The 16,599-nt window shown below is 33.7% G+C and carries 12 protein-coding genes; 11 read left to right on the top strand and 1 reads right to left on the bottom strand.

The genetic code is table 11. From position 1 onward, the window contains the following. The first annotated feature begins 53 nt into the window (after window positions 1-53). A complete protein-coding gene (locus tag FNB79_RS04930) occupies window positions 54-2,021 on the top strand; it encodes a T9SS type A sorting domain-containing protein (RefSeq protein WP_143380248.1) in 1,968 nt (655 codons plus the stop codon). 171 nt (window positions 2,022-2,192) lie between these two features. On the opposite strand, the gene FNB79_RS04925 is transcribed toward FNB79_RS04930, so the two are convergent. Continuing rightward, window positions 2,193-5,528 carry a reprolysin-like metallopeptidase gene (locus FNB79_RS04925; RefSeq protein WP_143380247.1) on the bottom strand — a complete coding sequence of 1,112 codons (3,336 nt, stop codon included), beginning with the start codon at window positions 5,526-5,528 and terminating at the stop codon, window positions 2,193-2,195. A gap of 180 nt (window positions 5,529-5,708) precedes the next feature. Here FNB79_RS04925 and FNB79_RS04920 point away from each other — a divergent pair, with 180 nt between their 5' ends. The 10 genes from FNB79_RS04920 to FNB79_RS04875 all read left to right on the top strand — a co-directional run bounded on the left by FNB79_RS04920 (window position 5,709) and on the right by FNB79_RS04875 (window position 16,356). After that, window positions 5,709-6,647 carry a bifunctional riboflavin kinase/FAD synthetase gene (locus FNB79_RS04920; protein WP_143380246.1) on the top strand — a complete coding sequence of 313 codons (939 nt, stop codon included), beginning with the start codon at window positions 5,709-5,711 and terminating at the stop codon, window positions 6,645-6,647. Further along, on the top strand, window positions 6,640-7,953 hold the full coding sequence (locus tag FNB79_RS04915; protein WP_143380245.1) for an HTTM domain-containing protein: 1,314 nt from the start codon (window positions 6,640-6,642) through the stop codon (window positions 7,951-7,953). Before FNB79_RS04920 ends, FNB79_RS04915 begins: the two co-directional genes overlap by 8 nt. Before the next feature lie 234 nt (window positions 7,954-8,187). Next, window positions 8,188-9,459, top strand: coding sequence for a serine--tRNA ligase (gene serS / locus FNB79_RS04910; protein ID WP_143380244.1), 1,272 nt, complete (start codon window positions 8,188-8,190; stop codon window positions 9,457-9,459). Window positions 9,460-9,859: 400 nt separating this feature from the next. Continuing rightward, window positions 9,860-11,653 carry a tetratricopeptide repeat protein gene (locus FNB79_RS04905; RefSeq protein ID WP_143380243.1) on the top strand — a complete coding sequence of 598 codons (1,794 nt, stop codon included), beginning with the start codon at window positions 9,860-9,862 and terminating at the stop codon, window positions 11,651-11,653. 3 nt (window positions 11,654-11,656) lie between these two features. Next, window positions 11,657-12,172, top strand: a complete 516-nt coding sequence (locus tag FNB79_RS04900; RefSeq protein ID WP_143380242.1) for a GNAT family N-acetyltransferase — start codon at window positions 11,657-11,659, stop codon at window positions 12,170-12,172. A 144-nt stretch (window positions 12,173-12,316) separates the two neighbouring features. Beyond that, window positions 12,317-12,643 carry a DUF4286 family protein gene (locus FNB79_RS04895; RefSeq protein ID WP_143380241.1) on the top strand — a complete coding sequence of 109 codons (327 nt, stop codon included), beginning with the start codon at window positions 12,317-12,319 and terminating at the stop codon, window positions 12,641-12,643. Window positions 12,644-12,648: 5 nt separating this feature from the next. Further along, window positions 12,649-13,434, top strand: a complete 786-nt coding sequence (gene rsmA, locus FNB79_RS04890) for a 16S rRNA (adenine(1518)-N(6)/adenine(1519)-N(6))-dimethyltransferase RsmA (protein ID WP_143380240.1) — start codon at window positions 12,649-12,651, stop codon at window positions 13,432-13,434. Next, window positions 13,434-14,807 (top strand): magnesium transporter, encoded by a 1,374-nt coding sequence (mgtE, locus tag FNB79_RS04885; RefSeq protein ID WP_143380239.1) that lies wholly within the window; start codon window positions 13,434-13,436, stop codon window positions 14,805-14,807. Before rsmA ends, mgtE begins: the two co-directional genes overlap by 1 nt. 131 nt (window positions 14,808-14,938) lie before the next feature. Continuing rightward, a complete protein-coding gene (locus FNB79_RS04880; RefSeq protein ID WP_143380238.1) occupies window positions 14,939-15,877 on the top strand; it encodes a 2-hydroxyacid dehydrogenase in 939 nt (312 codons plus the stop codon). Window positions 15,878-15,903: 26 nt separating this feature from the next. After that, window positions 15,904-16,356, top strand: a complete 453-nt coding sequence (locus FNB79_RS04875; protein ID WP_143380237.1) for a DUF1801 domain-containing protein — start codon at window positions 15,904-15,906, stop codon at window positions 16,354-16,356. The last annotated feature ends 243 nt before the right edge of the window (window positions 16,357-16,599 follow it).

Raw genomic sequence — 16,599 nt, 5'->3', positions numbered from 1 at the left:
TAACTATAAAAATCAAATATATTTGCGACTTTCACCATCTAATATTCTAACTTATGAAAAATTTTACTCTTAAATTCTTTATGCTTTGCGCTATTATTTCTTTTAGCACACAAGCACAAAACGATAACGAAAGGTGTGGATTCGTAGAAACCGAGCATAAATTACAAGAAAAAAATCCTTATCGCTTAAACAACGAACAATTTGAAAATTGGATTGCACCTAAAATAGAACAAATTAAAAACGAAAGAAGCTCGAATCCTTCAGAAAGAGCCGTAATAACTATCCCTGTGGTCGTTCACGTTATTCATAACGGAGACGATTATGGAGTAGATGAAAATATTACAGATAGCCAAATACAATCTCAATTAACGGTACTTATCGAAGATTTTAGACGTCTAGCAGGCACACCTGGTTATAATGACAATCCAGTTGGCGCAGATTTAGAAATAGAGTTTGTGCTAGCTAAGCAAACACCGGACGGATGTCCTACTAATGGTATTAACCGCGTTAACATGGGACAAGAAAGCTGGAGTACAGCCGATATTGATGACATCGTAAAACCTGCAACAATTTGGGATCCTACACAATATATGAATATGTGGTCTATAACTTTTACCAGATCAGATTTGTTAGGATACGCACAATTCCCTTCAAATTCTCAATTAGACGGATTAGATGAATATGAAGGTGATGCAGATACTGATGGTGTTGTATGTAGTTACGATGCTTTTGGTAGTGAAGATTATGATGATGGAACATTTACACTACAAACAACCTATAATAAAGGACGAACAATGACTCACGAAGTTGGTCACTTTTTAGGATTAAGACATATTTGGGGAGACGGTGGTTGCGACGTAGACGATTATGTAGAAGACACACCTTTAGCTGGAAAATCTAATAATGGTTGCCCTGTAATTGATACTTGTCCTGAAGAAACAGGATCTGAAGTAATATACGATATGGTACAAAACTATATGGATTACACTAATGATGAGTGTATGAATATTTTTACTGAAGGACAAAAAGCCAGAGTATTAGCCGTTTTAGAAAACTCGCCTAGACGTAAAGGCTTAGTAACTTCAGACAAAGCAAATGAGCCAGAAGCTGTAGATAATGATCCTAGTATTTCACTTATTGAAATGAACATTCCTGCTTGCGGATCTGAAGTACTAGCTACAGTGAAAATAACAAACTATGGTACAACGCCATTAAATTCTCTCGTTCTAACTTCAACAATTAGTGATGGCACAACTTCTAATTATAACTGGACCGGAAACTTAGCTTCTGGAGAATCTGAAATCGTTACAATACCAGCCATCACGGTTACAAGTATAGATTTTACTTACACTGTAAGTATTAGCACCCCAAATGGACAAACAGATGCTAGAACTTGCAACAACACGATATCTGAAAGTTTACAAATGACAACAATATTTGCATCTACATCTGTAATTAATTTTAACCTTAAAACAGATTTAGAAGGTAGCGAAACTACTTGGCAATTTTTAAATAGTAACAATGAAGTTATTGAAGAAGGTGGTGGGAATTATTTTGGAAATCTTAGTATCTCTAAATCATTTGAAGTAAGTAGTGACGAGTGTTATACTTTTGTAATTTACGATGCTGGCGGAAATGGTATATGTTGCTCTAATGGTGAAGGTTATTATACTTTATCTACCGATGATGGAACTATTATTTATTCCGGAGGAGAATTTTCTTCTGAAGACAGAATAAACATTTCTACAAAAACATTAGGAGTTAGTGATAAAGAATATGCTGCAGGTATATCACTATATCCAAACCCTACTAAAGATGTTTTAAATGTTAAATTAAGTAATTCAAGCGAATTACCTTCGCAATATCAAATTTACAACATGCTAGGACAGGTTGTAAAACAAAAGCAAATAAATGCTACTACGGATTTAAGTATTAGCACAAGAGAATTGCAAAATGGTATGTACTTTATAAAACTTACCAATTCATCAAACTCAGTATCTTTACGCTTTATTAAGAACTAAAAGTTTAAAAAACTAAGTGTTAAAAAGGGGTTTGAATTGTATTCAAACCCCTTTCCTTTTACGCTAAAATATATGCATTGATTACTACAGTCCGCTTTAGTATTCTGCTGTAAATCAACTAAAAAACACTCATAGACTAATACCCTTTAAAACTTATTCTACAATACACGATTACTCAACAACAATTTTTCTAATTGCTTTTTTAGCTCCATTTTTAACTTCCAACACATATAATCCTGATGCCAATTGCCCTACATTAACAGATTGACTATTATTATTATTTTCATATGTCTTAAAATATACTTGTCTGCCTCTTACATCATATAAAACCAACTCTACTTTATGTATAGAAGACTGCCCTAAAGACACTATAAATGATCCCTTATTAGGATTTGGCCAAACATTAAGCCCTGTAAGCATTTGTGTATCTAGACCTAATGTTGGTTGTACTATTAAATTATAATCTTCTACTTCGCCATCAAATTCTGTATCGCAAGACTCCGGACTTACTCTATATTTAGTAGTCACACGCATAATTGTATTTTCACTTAAAACAGCATCTAAAGGTACTGTAATATCTATTGGAGAATTCCCTGTAATACCATTAGTTACATTAAAAGCTTCACCCAAATCGTAAGTTTCTTGAGCATCGTTAAAGTCACAATCATTATTCCAATCTATCCAAACAACCGTTTTAGTTAGAAAATTACCAGAAGTATTTACAAACACACTTAAAGGGTAAGTACGACCTCTAACAATATTAGTTTCAATAGCTGTAAAATCACTATATCCCGTTTTTCCAGATGTATTATTTACGGTATTAAAATTAACCGCTGTAATAGAAGTCTGTAACGATTCAATGTTATTAATACCATAAGATGTACAAGGTATACATGTATTTGTACTAAAAGTATAAACGGTTGAATTTCCACTTACAGCACAAGTATTTACTGCACGTACGCGCCAATAATAATCTGTTAAGTGTTCTAAATTTGTTAATTGATAACTCGTTTCTGTAGTAGTAAATGTGGTTACATTTGAAGAAAAATTAATTGTTGTAGACAAATCTACTTGATACATGAAAGCATATTCTGATGCTTTCCAGCTTAAAGTAAAATCTTCGGGCAGTTCTGTAGCTTCATTTTCAGGACTTATCAATTCCGGAGCTTTAATAGCTGTACTCTTTATATCTAGTGTGGCTTTTTCAGAATGCGTAAGCGTACTAGAAACTCCAATAATATTAATATCAAAAACACCAATAGCATCCTCACTAAAAGCATTCAAGATTAATTTTACATTGGTATCTTCTTGTGCCGATGTAGGATTAAAAGAGGCCGTAACACCTGTTGGTAAATTAGTAACGCTAAATGTTGTAAGTTCATTAAAGCCAGAAACCGTGGTATACTTAAAGGGTATTTCTAACTGCGTATCATTATTGCAAACTGTATAGAATGCATCATCGTCTAACTGTTCTAATACAAACATCGGACTGGACTTTGCAATACTAAAATCGGAATCAGAAATATCATAAAAAATATTATCGGCAGCTTCAACCAAAATTCTGCAGGTTTCACTTTCGTAATCTGGCACTATTATCGTTTCGGATCCATCATTATCTACATTTAAAGCCAAAGGGATGGGATAGGTTAAACCTCCATCTAAAGACAATTTAATATTTACATACTTACTATTTATTGGTGACACATTGGTTTCTCCCTCCGTCCAAGTAATTTCTCTAGTCATACCTACATACCAAGATGAATTAGTGTTTGGACTTACAACCCTAAATGGCGTACCGTCCACAACCGTTACAGACATTAAATCGGTATTTACTTGGCCAACTCCAATAGGGTATCCACTTCCATTATCTCTTACGGTTAAAGCAAAATTCAAAGTTCGTGCAACTGCAGGTGTAACCTCCCATTTTGGTGTTAAATTACCTGCAATAACATTTGGTAAACTAGGCATGTAACGGTTAGGCGATACGGTTGGCAAAAGCGATCTATACATAGGACCAACTGTCCAAGTGGACTGCGGAGCACCTTCGTCGGGAGCACGTTCTGGATCGTTTTGCGACCAATTGTAGGTTAAACTTGATGCACCATCTACATCTGTAGCCTGACCACGTAATACAAAAGGTGTAGAGACTGGAATGGTATAATCTTTTCCTGCAGAAGCTATAGGTGCTGTATTTTCTAAAGATATATTAGTAGCGCAAGTACTTAAGCCACCATACTGAATAGCACCATAAATATCTCTAATATTTACATAATTAAAATGTGCATCAGAATTTTCTTGAACATTATTCTCTCCACAAATTCCGGAATACCCCATAATTGAACTTCCCGAAGCGGGTTCTACCTCAGACTTACCATTACCAGAACGTGAACACGTGTTCATAGTGTGCCAAGCTCCAAATTGATGCCCCATTTCATGCGCTACATAATCAATATCAAAAGCATCTCCTTTCGGATTTTCTGCACCTGTATAACCACGCCCTTTTGAGATTTCTCCTGTATAAGGTGCTGCAGCATCCACACATACACAACCTATACAACCCGAATTTCCGCCTTTAGTTGTGTTAAAATTATGTCCTATATCATATAAAGATTCATCACCTAAAGTAGTCGAAATAACTTGTTGTGTTGTTGTATTAAATTCGGTGCCCCATGGGTCGTTAGCTAAGTCGAAATAGAGTAGTTCATCATTTCTATTAATTAACATTAAAGAGATCGCTAAGTCTCTTTCATAAATTTCATTAACACGATTAATAGTAATTACCATTTGTGCTAATATGTTTGCCTTTTTCTGTAAAGTTGTACCTTGGCCAGCAAACAAAGCCCCATATTTAGCATTACAAGATAATGCCAACTTAAAAGTTCTTAAGGTACGATCTCCTGTTACTAGTGCTTGAGAACCCTGATCTGTTTTTAATGATTCTAAGTTAATATCTTCTTGTGTAAGGCATTCAAAATCTTGCGTTTCTAGACCTAAAGACGCTCTGTTATACACCATATATGTTTTTCCATCTGCGATGTACGGATCTATAAACTCAGAACTTCTTTGACCTGAAAGCGAAAAAGCATGTAATCCGTTTTGAGTAATACTAAATCGCATAGTTGCAGATTTATCATCTACTCCAATGGCTTTAAATGTTTTAATCATTGGATATTTAGCCGCCAGTTCTGGCTGCATAATTGGAGATGCCGATACTTTAAATTGTTGAAATGTACCATCAGACATTGGAAAATCTACAACTATACCCGACACCGTTTTAGCATCTACATTTAAAGTTTTTTGGTCTAACGCTGCTTTTAAGGCATCTATATCTAAATTAAAAATTTGATATGATGTTGGATGTGTTTTTCTGTTTAATATTTTGGATTTAGAAAAGGTATTATGTGTTACTTTATTCCAAAAACGAGGTGACAATTGCGCAAAAATAAAATTGAAGTGAAAACACACTACTAAAAGCATAAGTAGCTTTCGTGAATTAAGATATCCCATACATATAAATCTTTTCCGTTCCCCTTATAAAACCGCATTTTAATCTCACAAAATTATGGTCTTTGCAAAAACATGACGTAGCTTTGCTTTACATTGCGTATGATCTTATAAACGTTCACTTTAAGATGCGCTAAATTAAACCTTTTTTAACAATTATTTAACGATTACGCTCTATATTACATGGAAAAAGTCAGAAACTTTAATAATCTAGACTCCAAAATTTCAACAGTAGTAACTATTGGTACTTTTGATGGTGTGCATTTAGGACATCAAAAAATATTAAAACGTTTGGTTAATACAGCTCAGGACACCCAACTTAAATCGGTTGTACTCACATTTTTTCCTCATCCAAGAATGGTATTGCAAAACGATGCTAATATTAAACTAATTAATACTATTGAAGAGCGCAGTAATATTTTGGAAAAAACAGGTTTAGATTACCTGTGTATACAGAAATTCACGAAAGAGTTTTCAAGATTACCTGCAGAAGATTTTGTAAAAAAAATCCTTTTAGAACAGTTACAAGCAAAACGCGTAATTATAGGGTACGATCATCATTTTGGTAGAAATCGTTCGGCTAATATTGACGACTTACGGCGTTTTGGTGAACTTTATGATTTTGAAGTTGAAGAAATTTCGGCTGAAGATGTTAATGAAGTTGCGGTAAGCTCTACAAAAATTAGAAAAGCACTTAAAGACGGTGACATAGAAAAGGCAAACAGGTATTTAGGTTATCCGTTTTGTCTTAACGGCACAATAATTAGCGGAAAACAAATAGGCAAACAATTAGAGTACCCTACAGCAAATTTAAAGATTGAAGAAGCCTATAAACTCATTCCAAAACATGGCGTATATGTTGTAAAAGCTACAATTAACACACAGACTGTATATGGCATGATGAATATTGGAACAAACCCAACTATTACAGACAGTACGAAACAACATATAGAAATTCATTTTTTTAATTTCAATGCTAATTTATATAACCAGTCATTAGAAATAAAAATCTTACACCGCCTTAGAGACGAAAAAAAATTCGACTCTATTGAAGCGCTTAAATTACAACTACAACAAGACGAAAAAGATTCGTTACACTTTATTGCTGAACAACATGATTAATAAACTGCTCTTTAAACATATCGATAACTCTCCATTAATTATTTTTAGAATAATTTTTGGGTTTTTATGTTTCTTAGAAACTATAGGAGCTATTTTTACAGGCTGGGTTAAACGAGCTTTTATAGATCCAGATTTCACCTTTTCGTTTATTGGATTAGAATGGCTACAACCTCTACCTGGAAATGGAATGTATTTTTATTACGGTGCAATGGCAGTACTTGGCTTGTGTATTATGGTAGGCTACAAATACCGCTGGAGTACGATATTATTTACAGTGCTTTGGGCTGGCTGTTATTTTATGCAAAAGTCGTCTTATAATAATCACTATTATTTATTAATGCTCTTAAGTGGCTTAATGGCTTTGCAACCCGCACATAAATACATGTCTTTTGATGCTGATGCTAACCCCGAATTAAAACAAAATTCTATGCCACGATGGTGTAGTTTACTCTTTATTTTACAAATGTTTATTGTATACACTTATGGTGCTATAAACAAAATATACCCAGACTGGCTTAACACCACTGTTATGGCTCACTTAATGGAAGTAAAATCGCATTATATATTAATTGGTGATTTATTACAACAAAAAGCAGTACATTACTTTTTAACTTACGGAGGTATTTTATTTGATGGTTTAATTATCCCTCTTTTACTCATTAAACGTACGCGTAAATTAGCTTTCTTTGCTTCTATATTTTTTCACCTTTTTAACTCATTGGTTTTTCAAGTTGGAATTTTCCCTTATTTATCTCTAGCGTTTACCTTATTCTTTTTTGAACCTAAACTAATTCATAACATTTTTTTTAAACATAAAAAACCGTTTTATGATGCTGGTGAAGTTATAATCCCAAAACATAAAAATCTCGCTCTTGGGGTTATGAGTGTATATTTTTTAATACAAATAATTTTACCAATAAGACACCATTTTATACCAGATAATGTACTCTGGACAGAAGAAGGCCATCGTTTATCTTGGCGTATGATGTTGCGTAGCAAAAGTGGGCATGCCACTTACACCATTAAAAATCATACAAAAAACACAAAAGAACATGTACGTTTAAAAGATTATTTATCGTACAAACAAAGAGCATTAGCATCGAGTAAACCCGATGTAATTTGGCAATTTGCACAACATTTAAAATCTGTTTATGCAGCTAAAGGCGACTCTATTTCTGTGTACGTTAATGCCCGAGTAAGCGTAAATGGTAAACCTGCAAAAAAATTAATTAAATCGGATGTAGACCTTGCACATGTTAAATGGTCGCCTTGGAAACATAGCGATTGGATTTTACCATCAAAATAGGTTTATATTTTATTCCTTTCAACCTAAAATCTTATTACTTTTGCTCTTAATTAAGTTTCAACCTGCGTTAAGGATTGTAGCGGCATCCTTTTTTACTTATATAATTTAAGACTAGATTTTACAGATTAAAATTACAGTTAGTTTGATTGTAAAAACATGCTTAAACCCGTAAAAAAGATATAGCGAAAAGCCTGGTCTTGTATTAAAACAAGAAACGCCCAAATTAAATATAAAATGTTACAAATACCATTTATAAGAGACAATAAGGATCGTATTATTTCAAATTTAGCCAAGAGAAATATTGATGCTACAGATATGATTTCTGAAGTGCTTAAACTAGACGAAACGCGCAGAAGCACACAAACACAATTAGACAATACTTTAGCTGAAGCGAATTCTTTGTCGAAAGAAATTGGTAATTTATTTAAAAGTGGTGAAACTCAAAAAGCAACTATTTTAAAAGAAAAGAGCGGAACTTTAAAGGAGCTTTCTAAAGAATTAACCGAGAATTTAAATGAAACGGCTGAGGCTTTAAACCAATTACTTTATAAAATTCCTAATGTCCCAAATGATAGTGTGCCTGCTGGAAATTCTGAAGATGACAACGAAGAAATATTTAGAGCTGGAGACATTCCTAAATTATTTGACGGCGCTTTACCACACTGGGAATTGGCAAAGAAATACGACATTATAGATTTTGAGTTAGGAAATAAAATTGCTGGAGCAGGATTTCCTGTTTATAAAGGTAAAGGGGCGCGCTTACAACGTGCTTTAATAGCTTACTTTTTAGATAAAAATACAGCGGCTGGATATACCGAATACCAATTACCACATTTGGTTAACGAAGCATCAGGATTTGGGACTGGGCAATTACCAGATAAAGAAGGACAAATGTATCATGTTACCGCAGATAACTTGTATTTAATTCCTACAGCAGAAGTTCCTGGAACAAATATTTTTAGAGATGTGGTATTGAATGAAAGTGATTTACCAATAGGCATTACGGGTTATACACCGTGTTTTAGACGCGAAGCGGGAAGCTATGGCGCACATGTTAGAGGTTTAAATAGATTACACCAATTTGATAAAGTTGAAATTTTACGTGTAGAGCATCCAGACCACTCGTACCAAGCTTTAGATGGTATGGTAGCCCATGTAAAAACAATTTTAGAAGAGTTACAATTACCGTATAGAATTTTAAGATTATGCGGTGGCGATTTAGGATTTACCTCGGCATTAACTTTCGACTTCGAAGTGTTTTCTACAGCACAAGATCGTTGGTTAGAAATTTCATCGGTATCTAATTTTGAAACCTTCCAAGCAAACCGTTTAAAACTTAGATTTAAAAATAAAGATGGTAAAAATGAGCTTGCTCATACCTTAAATGGTAGCTCGTTGGCATTGCCTCGAGTTTTAGCTGGTATTTTAGAAAATTGCCAGACAGAGCAAGGGATTAAAATTCCGGACGTTTTAGTCCCTTATACTGGATTTTCAATAATTGACTAAAATCATATTTGCAAGTTTTTACTTACAGTTTAATACGGAAAAACCACAAAAATTTCGATGAAATACAAATTAATTACGTTGTTCAACGAAAATATGCGGTTTAATTTTGATTTTTAGATAATTCTTTAGAAGTTCGCATAAGAAGTTAAAGTTACTCTTAATTAAAAATCACTAGAAAAGGTATTTTGAGAGTAATTTTTGAGTTTAAATAAGCAAAAAACAACAGTAAAACATATAAAAACACCCAACGAAGTAATTGAATCATACTTAAATTGACAGTAGATTAATAGCACTCTTATTTTGGTTGGTATAAATGCCTGATTTTATCAGGCATTTTTTTTGCACCTATTTTTCTTTTGTTTTATGCACTTCCCTATCTTTACAACAACCCATAAGAACTATGAAAATTTTATTTGTTTGTTGTATGCTTTTAAGTGTTTGCTTGTTTTCGCAAGAAAACCAAGACTACAATACTAATACCGCACAACTTTACTTTAAAAATGGGGATTTTGAGAAAGCATTAATTTCTTACAAAAAGCTAGTCGAAGAAAGTCCTACAAATACAAATTACATACTTGCTCTTGTAAAAACGTATCAGCAACTAGAGCAATTTCAAGAAGCTGAATTATTTTTAACACAAACATTAAACCGGATTAAACACCCATCATTATTTATAGAATTGGGTTATAATTATCAGTTACAAGACAACCTAACAAAAGCAAACGAAAATTACGAAATCGCACTCGCTAGTATAGATACAAATATTAGTTATGTGTATACTGTCTCCAAACAATTTGAATCGCACTCTTTATTAGATTTTGCAATTAGAGCTTATGAAAAAGCAATGGCATTAAACAGCGAGGCAGATTTTACAATGCAACTATCCCGCATATATGGAGAACAAGGAAATATTGAAAAGATGTTTTCTAGTTATATAGATTTTATAGAACATAACCCGATATATAAAGACAATATTAAACGTATTTTTAGTGATTTTTTAAGTGAAGATCCCGAATACAAAAACAATAGTATCCTTAGAAAAACAATACTAAAAAAAATACAACAAAATCCAGATCTTATCTGGAACGAATTGTTAAGTTGGTTATTTAGCCAACAAAATGAATTTAATAAAGCTTTTGCTCAAGAAAAGGCTATTTATAATAGACTTCCAGAAAGTTTAAACCGTATGGAAGATTTGGCCGCCCTAGCTACAAATGAAAAAGATTTTGAGACTGCTACAAATATTTATAATTATATTATTGAAACCACTCAAGAAACAGACACTAAACTAAGAGCGCATTATAATCTCCTTACATTTAAAACTCAACTGGCAACAGAAAAGGAGTATAAAACCATTCAGTCTGATTACCTAAACCTTTTTGAAACCTACGGCACATTATCACAAACATTAGAATTGCAGGTTGCCTATGGTCATTTTTTAGCATTTAATTTACACGATATTAAAACAGCTGAAGCATTTTTAAAACAAACCTTAAAACTTAAATTAAAAGAGACTGAAACAGCCAAAGTAAAATTAGAATTAGCCGACATTTTAGTTTTGCAAGAAAAATTTAATGAAGCCTTAATTTATTATACCCAAATACAACGTAGTTTAAAAAACAGTACAATTTCTCAAGAAGCTAGATTTAGAGTGGCTAGAACTAGTTATTATAAAGGCGATTTTAAATGGGCAGAATCCCAGTTAAACATTTTAAAGCAATCTACATCACAACTTATCGCAAACGATGCATTAGCATTAAAACTTTTAATTTCCGATAATAAATATGAAGATTCTACACAAACCGCATTAAAATTATACGCGAAAGCCGATTTATTAGCCTATCAAAACAAACCTACAGAAGCAATAACTGTCTTAGACACGCTCTTAGCAAATCACGGTGCAGAGCCTATTGCAGAACAAGCACTATATAAACAAGCAAAGTTATTTAGCACACAACACGCCTATATTAAGGCTGAACAAAACTACCTCTTATTAATAAATAATTATACAGATGGCTTACTAGCAGACGATGCTTATTTTAATTTAGCCGAATTATATAACAAGCAACTCAATGAACCTGAAAAAGCAAAACCGCTATACGAACACATTATATTTAATTTTGCAGACAGCATCTATTTTGTAGAAGCACGATCGCAATTTAGAACATTACGTGGCGATGCCATAAATCAATAACAAATGCACATATCTTCTACCGCACGCTTACATTTAGATGAATTAAACACCAGCGATGCCCCTTTTATTTTAGAGCTACTAAATACGCCCAATTGGTTAAAATTTATTGGCGATCGTAACATACGGACCGTAGAAGATGCAGAAGATTATATTACAAATTATCATATAAAAAACTATCTCGAAAACGGTTTTGGTTTTTATAAAGTACTATTAAAGTCTGAAGGTTTAAAACCTATTGGATGCTGCGGCTTAATTAAACGCCCAGAGCTTGATGGTGTAGATATTGGTTTTGCCTTTTTACCTGAATACGAGCGTAAAGGCTTTGGATTTGAGTCGGCTTCAGAAATTTTAAAGCTTGCAGAAACAAAATTTAACCTCAACGAAGTAATTGCCATAGTTGCTCCAGACAATCCTAATTCTATTAAATTACTCGAAAAACTTGGACTAACCTATCAGAAAAAAGTAACACCTTTTAATGACGAAAAAGAGTTATTATTGCTATCTAGAACATTCGAGTAATACGTATTTTGAGGTCATGCTATTTTGGTAACTAAAAGTGATTGCGTTAAATTACTTGAAAAAATAAAGCTAACTTACCAAAAAACAAGAATTCATTTTGTTCGTGGCGATGAGTTGCTGTTATTTGCAAAAAATTCAATTACTATGTATATCTATAATGTAACTTCTAATGTAAGTGATGCCGTGCACGATACCTGGATCGCTTGGATGAAACAAGTACATATTCCACAAGTACTTTCGGTAGGCATGTTTTATGAAGCCAAGCTTACCCGCGTACTTGTAGATGAAGAGATGGGAGGCAAAACATATTCTGTACAATATCGCGCTAAATCACGCGAAGATTTAGAAACTTATTACACCCAATTTGCAGAATCACTTCGTCAAGAAACAGTACAAAAATTTGGAGAAAACGTATTATCTTTCAGAACAGAACTAGAAGTTATAGATGTTTACAGCGTAACAAAACATTAATTTAAATGACGGTAAAAGCAAAAAAACATTTAGGACAACATTTCCTTAACGACGAATCTATTGCAGAAAACATTGCAAATACACTGTCTTTTGAAGGCTATAAAAATGTACTAGAAATTGGTCCTGGAATGGGGGTGTTAACCAAATATTTGCTTAATAAACCAACCAAAACATTTGTAATTGAAATCGATTCTGAATCTGTAGCGTATTTAAAATCTAATTATTTAAATCTAGCAGATCGCGTTATAGAAAAAGATTTCTTGAAATACGATATTAATGAGGTTTTTAAAGGCGAATCGTTTGCTATTATTGGTAATTATCCTTATAATATCTCTACACAAATCGTATTTAAAACCTTAGAAATGCGAGACCAAATTCCTGAATTTTCAGGAATGTTTCAAAAAGAAGTGGCACAGCGTATTTGCGAGAAAGAAGGCAGTAAAACATATGGTATTTTATCGGTATTAACACAAGCATTTTACAATGCAGAGTACTTGTTTACAGTACCTCCAAATGTGTTTAATCCGCCACCAAAAGTAGACTCTGGAGTATTACGTTTAACACGTAAAGAAAATTACACTTTAGATTGTAATGAAGCACTACTCTTTAAAGTCGTAAAAGCTGCATTTCAGCAACGCAGAAAAACACTTCGTAACAGTTTAAAAACATTTAATTTATCTGATAGTTTAAGAGAAGATAGTATCTTTGGACAACGTCCGGAACAACTTTCGGTAGCACAATTTATAGCGCTAACTAAACGCATAGAAGACGATTTAAATACGCAAGAATAGTGGAAGAACATGACGACAATATTCAGTTTAAAATAAGTGACGAGCTTATTGAAAATGTGGAACAATTAATTGAGTCTAAAGATGATGCAAACATCTTAGACCTATTAAATGATTACCACCACGCTGATATTGCCGAAATTCTAGAAGAAACAGACATTAATAACGCTACTTATGTTATTAAACTTCTAGATAGTGAAAAGACCTCTGAAGTCTTAATGGAATTAGACGAGGATACTCGTGAAAAAATTCTAGACACCCTATCGGCAAAAGAAATTGCAGAAGAAATCGGCGAATTAGATACCGATGATGCGGTAGATATGATTTCTGAATTATCAGACGACCGTCAACTTCTCGTAATAAACCATATTGAAGACCAAGAGCACGCCCAACATATTAAAGATTTATTACGTTACGACGATAATATTGCGGGGAGTCTAATGGCAAAAGAACTTGTAAAAGTTAACGAAAACTGGACCGTTACCCGATGTGTTAAAGAAATGCGTGCACAGGCCGAAGAGGTAACCCGAGTACATTCCATTTATGTGGTAGACGACAACCAAAAACTCATTGGTCGTTTATCATTAAAAGACTTATTAATAGCATCACCTAGAGCTCATATTTCAGAAGTTTACATTCCAAAAGTAGATTATGTTTACGATAGTGAAGATGTTGAAGAAGTAGCAAATATTATGCAAAAATACGACTTGGAAGCCATTCCTGTAGTCGATAAAAACCACATTCTTTTAGGCCGCATTACCATTGATGATATTGTAGATGTAATTCGAGAAGAAGCCGAAAAAGATTATCAACTTGCTGCCGGTATTACCCGAGATGTCGAAGCCGACGATAGCATTTGGAAACTTACCATAGCACGCTTACCTTGGCTACTCATTGGTATGTTTGGTGGCCTTGGTGCAGCCAGCATTATAAACAGTTTTAGCGGCGCCATGGGCGATTATATTATTCTGCTAAGTTTCGTACCACTTATACAAGCTACCGCTGGAAACGTAGGTGTACAATCGTCTGCCATAGTTGTACAAGGTTTAGCTAATAACACTATGGATAGCAACCTATTCCGTCAACTTTTTAAAGAATTTACACTCGGTTTAGTAAATGGTTTAGCCATTGCTCTTATAGCCTTATGCGTGACACATTTTGCCTTTGGCACACCATACAAAGTATCTATAACCATAGGTTTAGCACTTATAGCAGTAATTGTAATGGCAGCACTTATAGGCACGTTTATACCTATAATTTTAGATAAACGTGGCATAGATCCAGCCGTAGCAACCGGACCATTTATAACCACAAGTAACGACGTTTTTGGCATTTTAATTTACTTTGTTATCGCCAAAGCCATGCTCGGATTTTAATTTGGCCATCCCAAGAGTCAGGCATTCCCAATGCGCTTTTTTAAGTTTAACAACCCTTAAAATGAGGGTAAATAAATCGCTCAATCGGTAACGCAAAACTTTGTAAATTTAAACTCTAATATTTCAGTAACATGATCATTCTTCATCTCGATAGCAATCACCCACTTTTAAAACAACAATTAACAGATTTAGGCTTTACAAATCACGACGATTTCACTTCAACAAAAGAAGATATTGAAGCAAAAATCAGCACGTATGATGGCATTATAATTAGAAGTAGATTCACCATAGACAAAAAATTTCTAGACGCAGCAACCCGCCTAAAATTTATTGGCCGTGTAGGTGCCGGCTTAGAAAATATAGATTGCGATTATGCCCAAGAAAAAGGAATAGACCTTATCTCTGCGCCCGAAGGAAACAGAAATGCAGTGGGCGAACACACCTTAGGTATGCTCCTATCGCTATTTAATAAACTAAATAAAGCAGACCGCGAAGTTCGTCAAGGACAATGGCTACGCGAGGCTAATCGCGGACTAGAACTCGATGGAAAAACTGTTGGTATTATTGGATATGGGAATATGGGAAATGCCTTCTCTAAAAAATTACGCGGGTTTGATGTTAATGTCTTGTGTTACGATATTAAACCGGGTGTTGGCAACCAAAACGCTAAACAAGTAGACCTAAAAACATTTCAAAATGAAGTCGATGTAGTAAGCTTACACACCCCACAAACACCATTAACCCTAAACATGATTAATGCCAACTTTATTAACAACTTTAAAAAACCCTTTTGGTTTTTAAATACTGCTAGAGGAAAAAGTGTGGTAACGAAAGATTTGGTTTCGGCCTTAAAATCTAAACACATTTTAGGCGCAGGATTAGATGTTTTAGAATATGAAAAAGCGTCATTCGAAAACTTATTTACAGCAGATAATATGCCTGAAGCCTTTCAATATCTCATTCAGGCAGAAAATGTTATACTTACACCACACGTGGCAGGATGGACAATAGAGAGTAAAGAAAAGCTGGCCCAAACCATAGTAGATAAAATTAAAGAAAAATTTATGTAACTTTAAGCTAACTTAACAATAGCTTAATGATAAATAAAGCCGAAACTCCAGAAAATTACATAAAGAATCTTCCAGAGAAACGCAAAACTCCCATTTCAAAATTAAGACAGGTTATATTAGACCATTTACCAACAGGCTTTCAAGAAACCATGAGTTATGGCATGATAGGCTATGTAGTACCTCATAAAACCTACCCGAGAGGCTACCATACCAATCCCAATTTACCATTACCATTTATTAATATTGCCTCGCAAAAAAATCACATTGCATTATATCATTACGGGATTTATGCTAACGAACCATTATTAAATTGGTTTACAGCCCAATATGCTAAACACTCCAAATACAAACTAGATATGGGAAGAATTTGTATCCGATTTAAAAAAACAGACGATATACCGTACGCACTTATTGGAGAATTAGTGAGCAAAATGACCCCAGAACAATGGATTGAAGCCTATAAAAACACTTTAAGATAACTATAGCTCTTATTAAAAGAGAGAGGCTTCCAAGTTTACGAATTATATTAAGAAAATTCAATAAATTTACAAAAAAGAAAAATAGTGTCTATAATTTCTCACCTACGCTTTTTGGAATGGATAATTGCCTTTTACTTAAATCAAAAAAACTAAAACAGCATTAGGCTGGTTTTACTTAATACCATAATTATTTTTTCTAATAAGCTTACTATTTTTTATTCCTGTTATGGGATTCTTTATTTC

This window comes from Formosa sediminum, assembly GCF_007197735.1.
Lineage (GTDB): Bacteria > Bacteroidota > Bacteroidia > Flavobacteriales > Flavobacteriaceae > Formosa > Formosa sediminum.
The sequence above is the reverse complement of the archived record's forward strand: the minus strand, read 5'-3'. Positions and strand labels throughout refer to the sequence as shown.

Bases quoted from the DNA above. Each gene is read 5' to 3' on its own strand.
- FNB79_RS04930 (WP_143380248.1), top strand. From the start codon at position 54: ATGAAAAATTTTACTCTTAAATTCTTTATGCTTTGCGCTATTATTTCT.
- FNB79_RS04925 (WP_143380247.1), bottom strand. From the start codon at position 5,528: ATGGGATATCTTAATTCACGAAAGCTACTTATGCTTTTAGTAGTGTGT.
- FNB79_RS04920 (WP_143380246.1), top strand. From the start codon at position 5,709: ATGGAAAAAGTCAGAAACTTTAATAATCTAGACTCCAAAATTTCAACA.
- FNB79_RS04915 (WP_143380245.1), top strand. From the start codon at position 6,640: ATGATTAATAAACTGCTCTTTAAACATATCGATAACTCTCCATTAATT.
- serS (WP_143380244.1), top strand. From the start codon at position 8,188: ATGTTACAAATACCATTTATAAGAGACAATAAGGATCGTATTATTTCA.
- FNB79_RS04905 (WP_143380243.1), top strand. From the start codon at position 9,860: ATGAAAATTTTATTTGTTTGTTGTATGCTTTTAAGTGTTTGCTTGTTT.
- FNB79_RS04900 (WP_143380242.1), top strand. From the start codon at position 11,657: ATGCACATATCTTCTACCGCACGCTTACATTTAGATGAATTAAACACC.
- FNB79_RS04895 (WP_143380241.1), top strand. From the start codon at position 12,317: ATGTATATCTATAATGTAACTTCTAATGTAAGTGATGCCGTGCACGAT.
- rsmA (WP_143380240.1), top strand. From the start codon at position 12,649: ATGACGGTAAAAGCAAAAAAACATTTAGGACAACATTTCCTTAACGAC.
- FNB79_RS04880 (WP_143380238.1), top strand. From the start codon at position 14,939: ATGATCATTCTTCATCTCGATAGCAATCACCCACTTTTAAAACAACAA.
- FNB79_RS04875 (WP_143380237.1), top strand. From the start codon at position 15,904: ATGATAAATAAAGCCGAAACTCCAGAAAATTACATAAAGAATCTTCCA.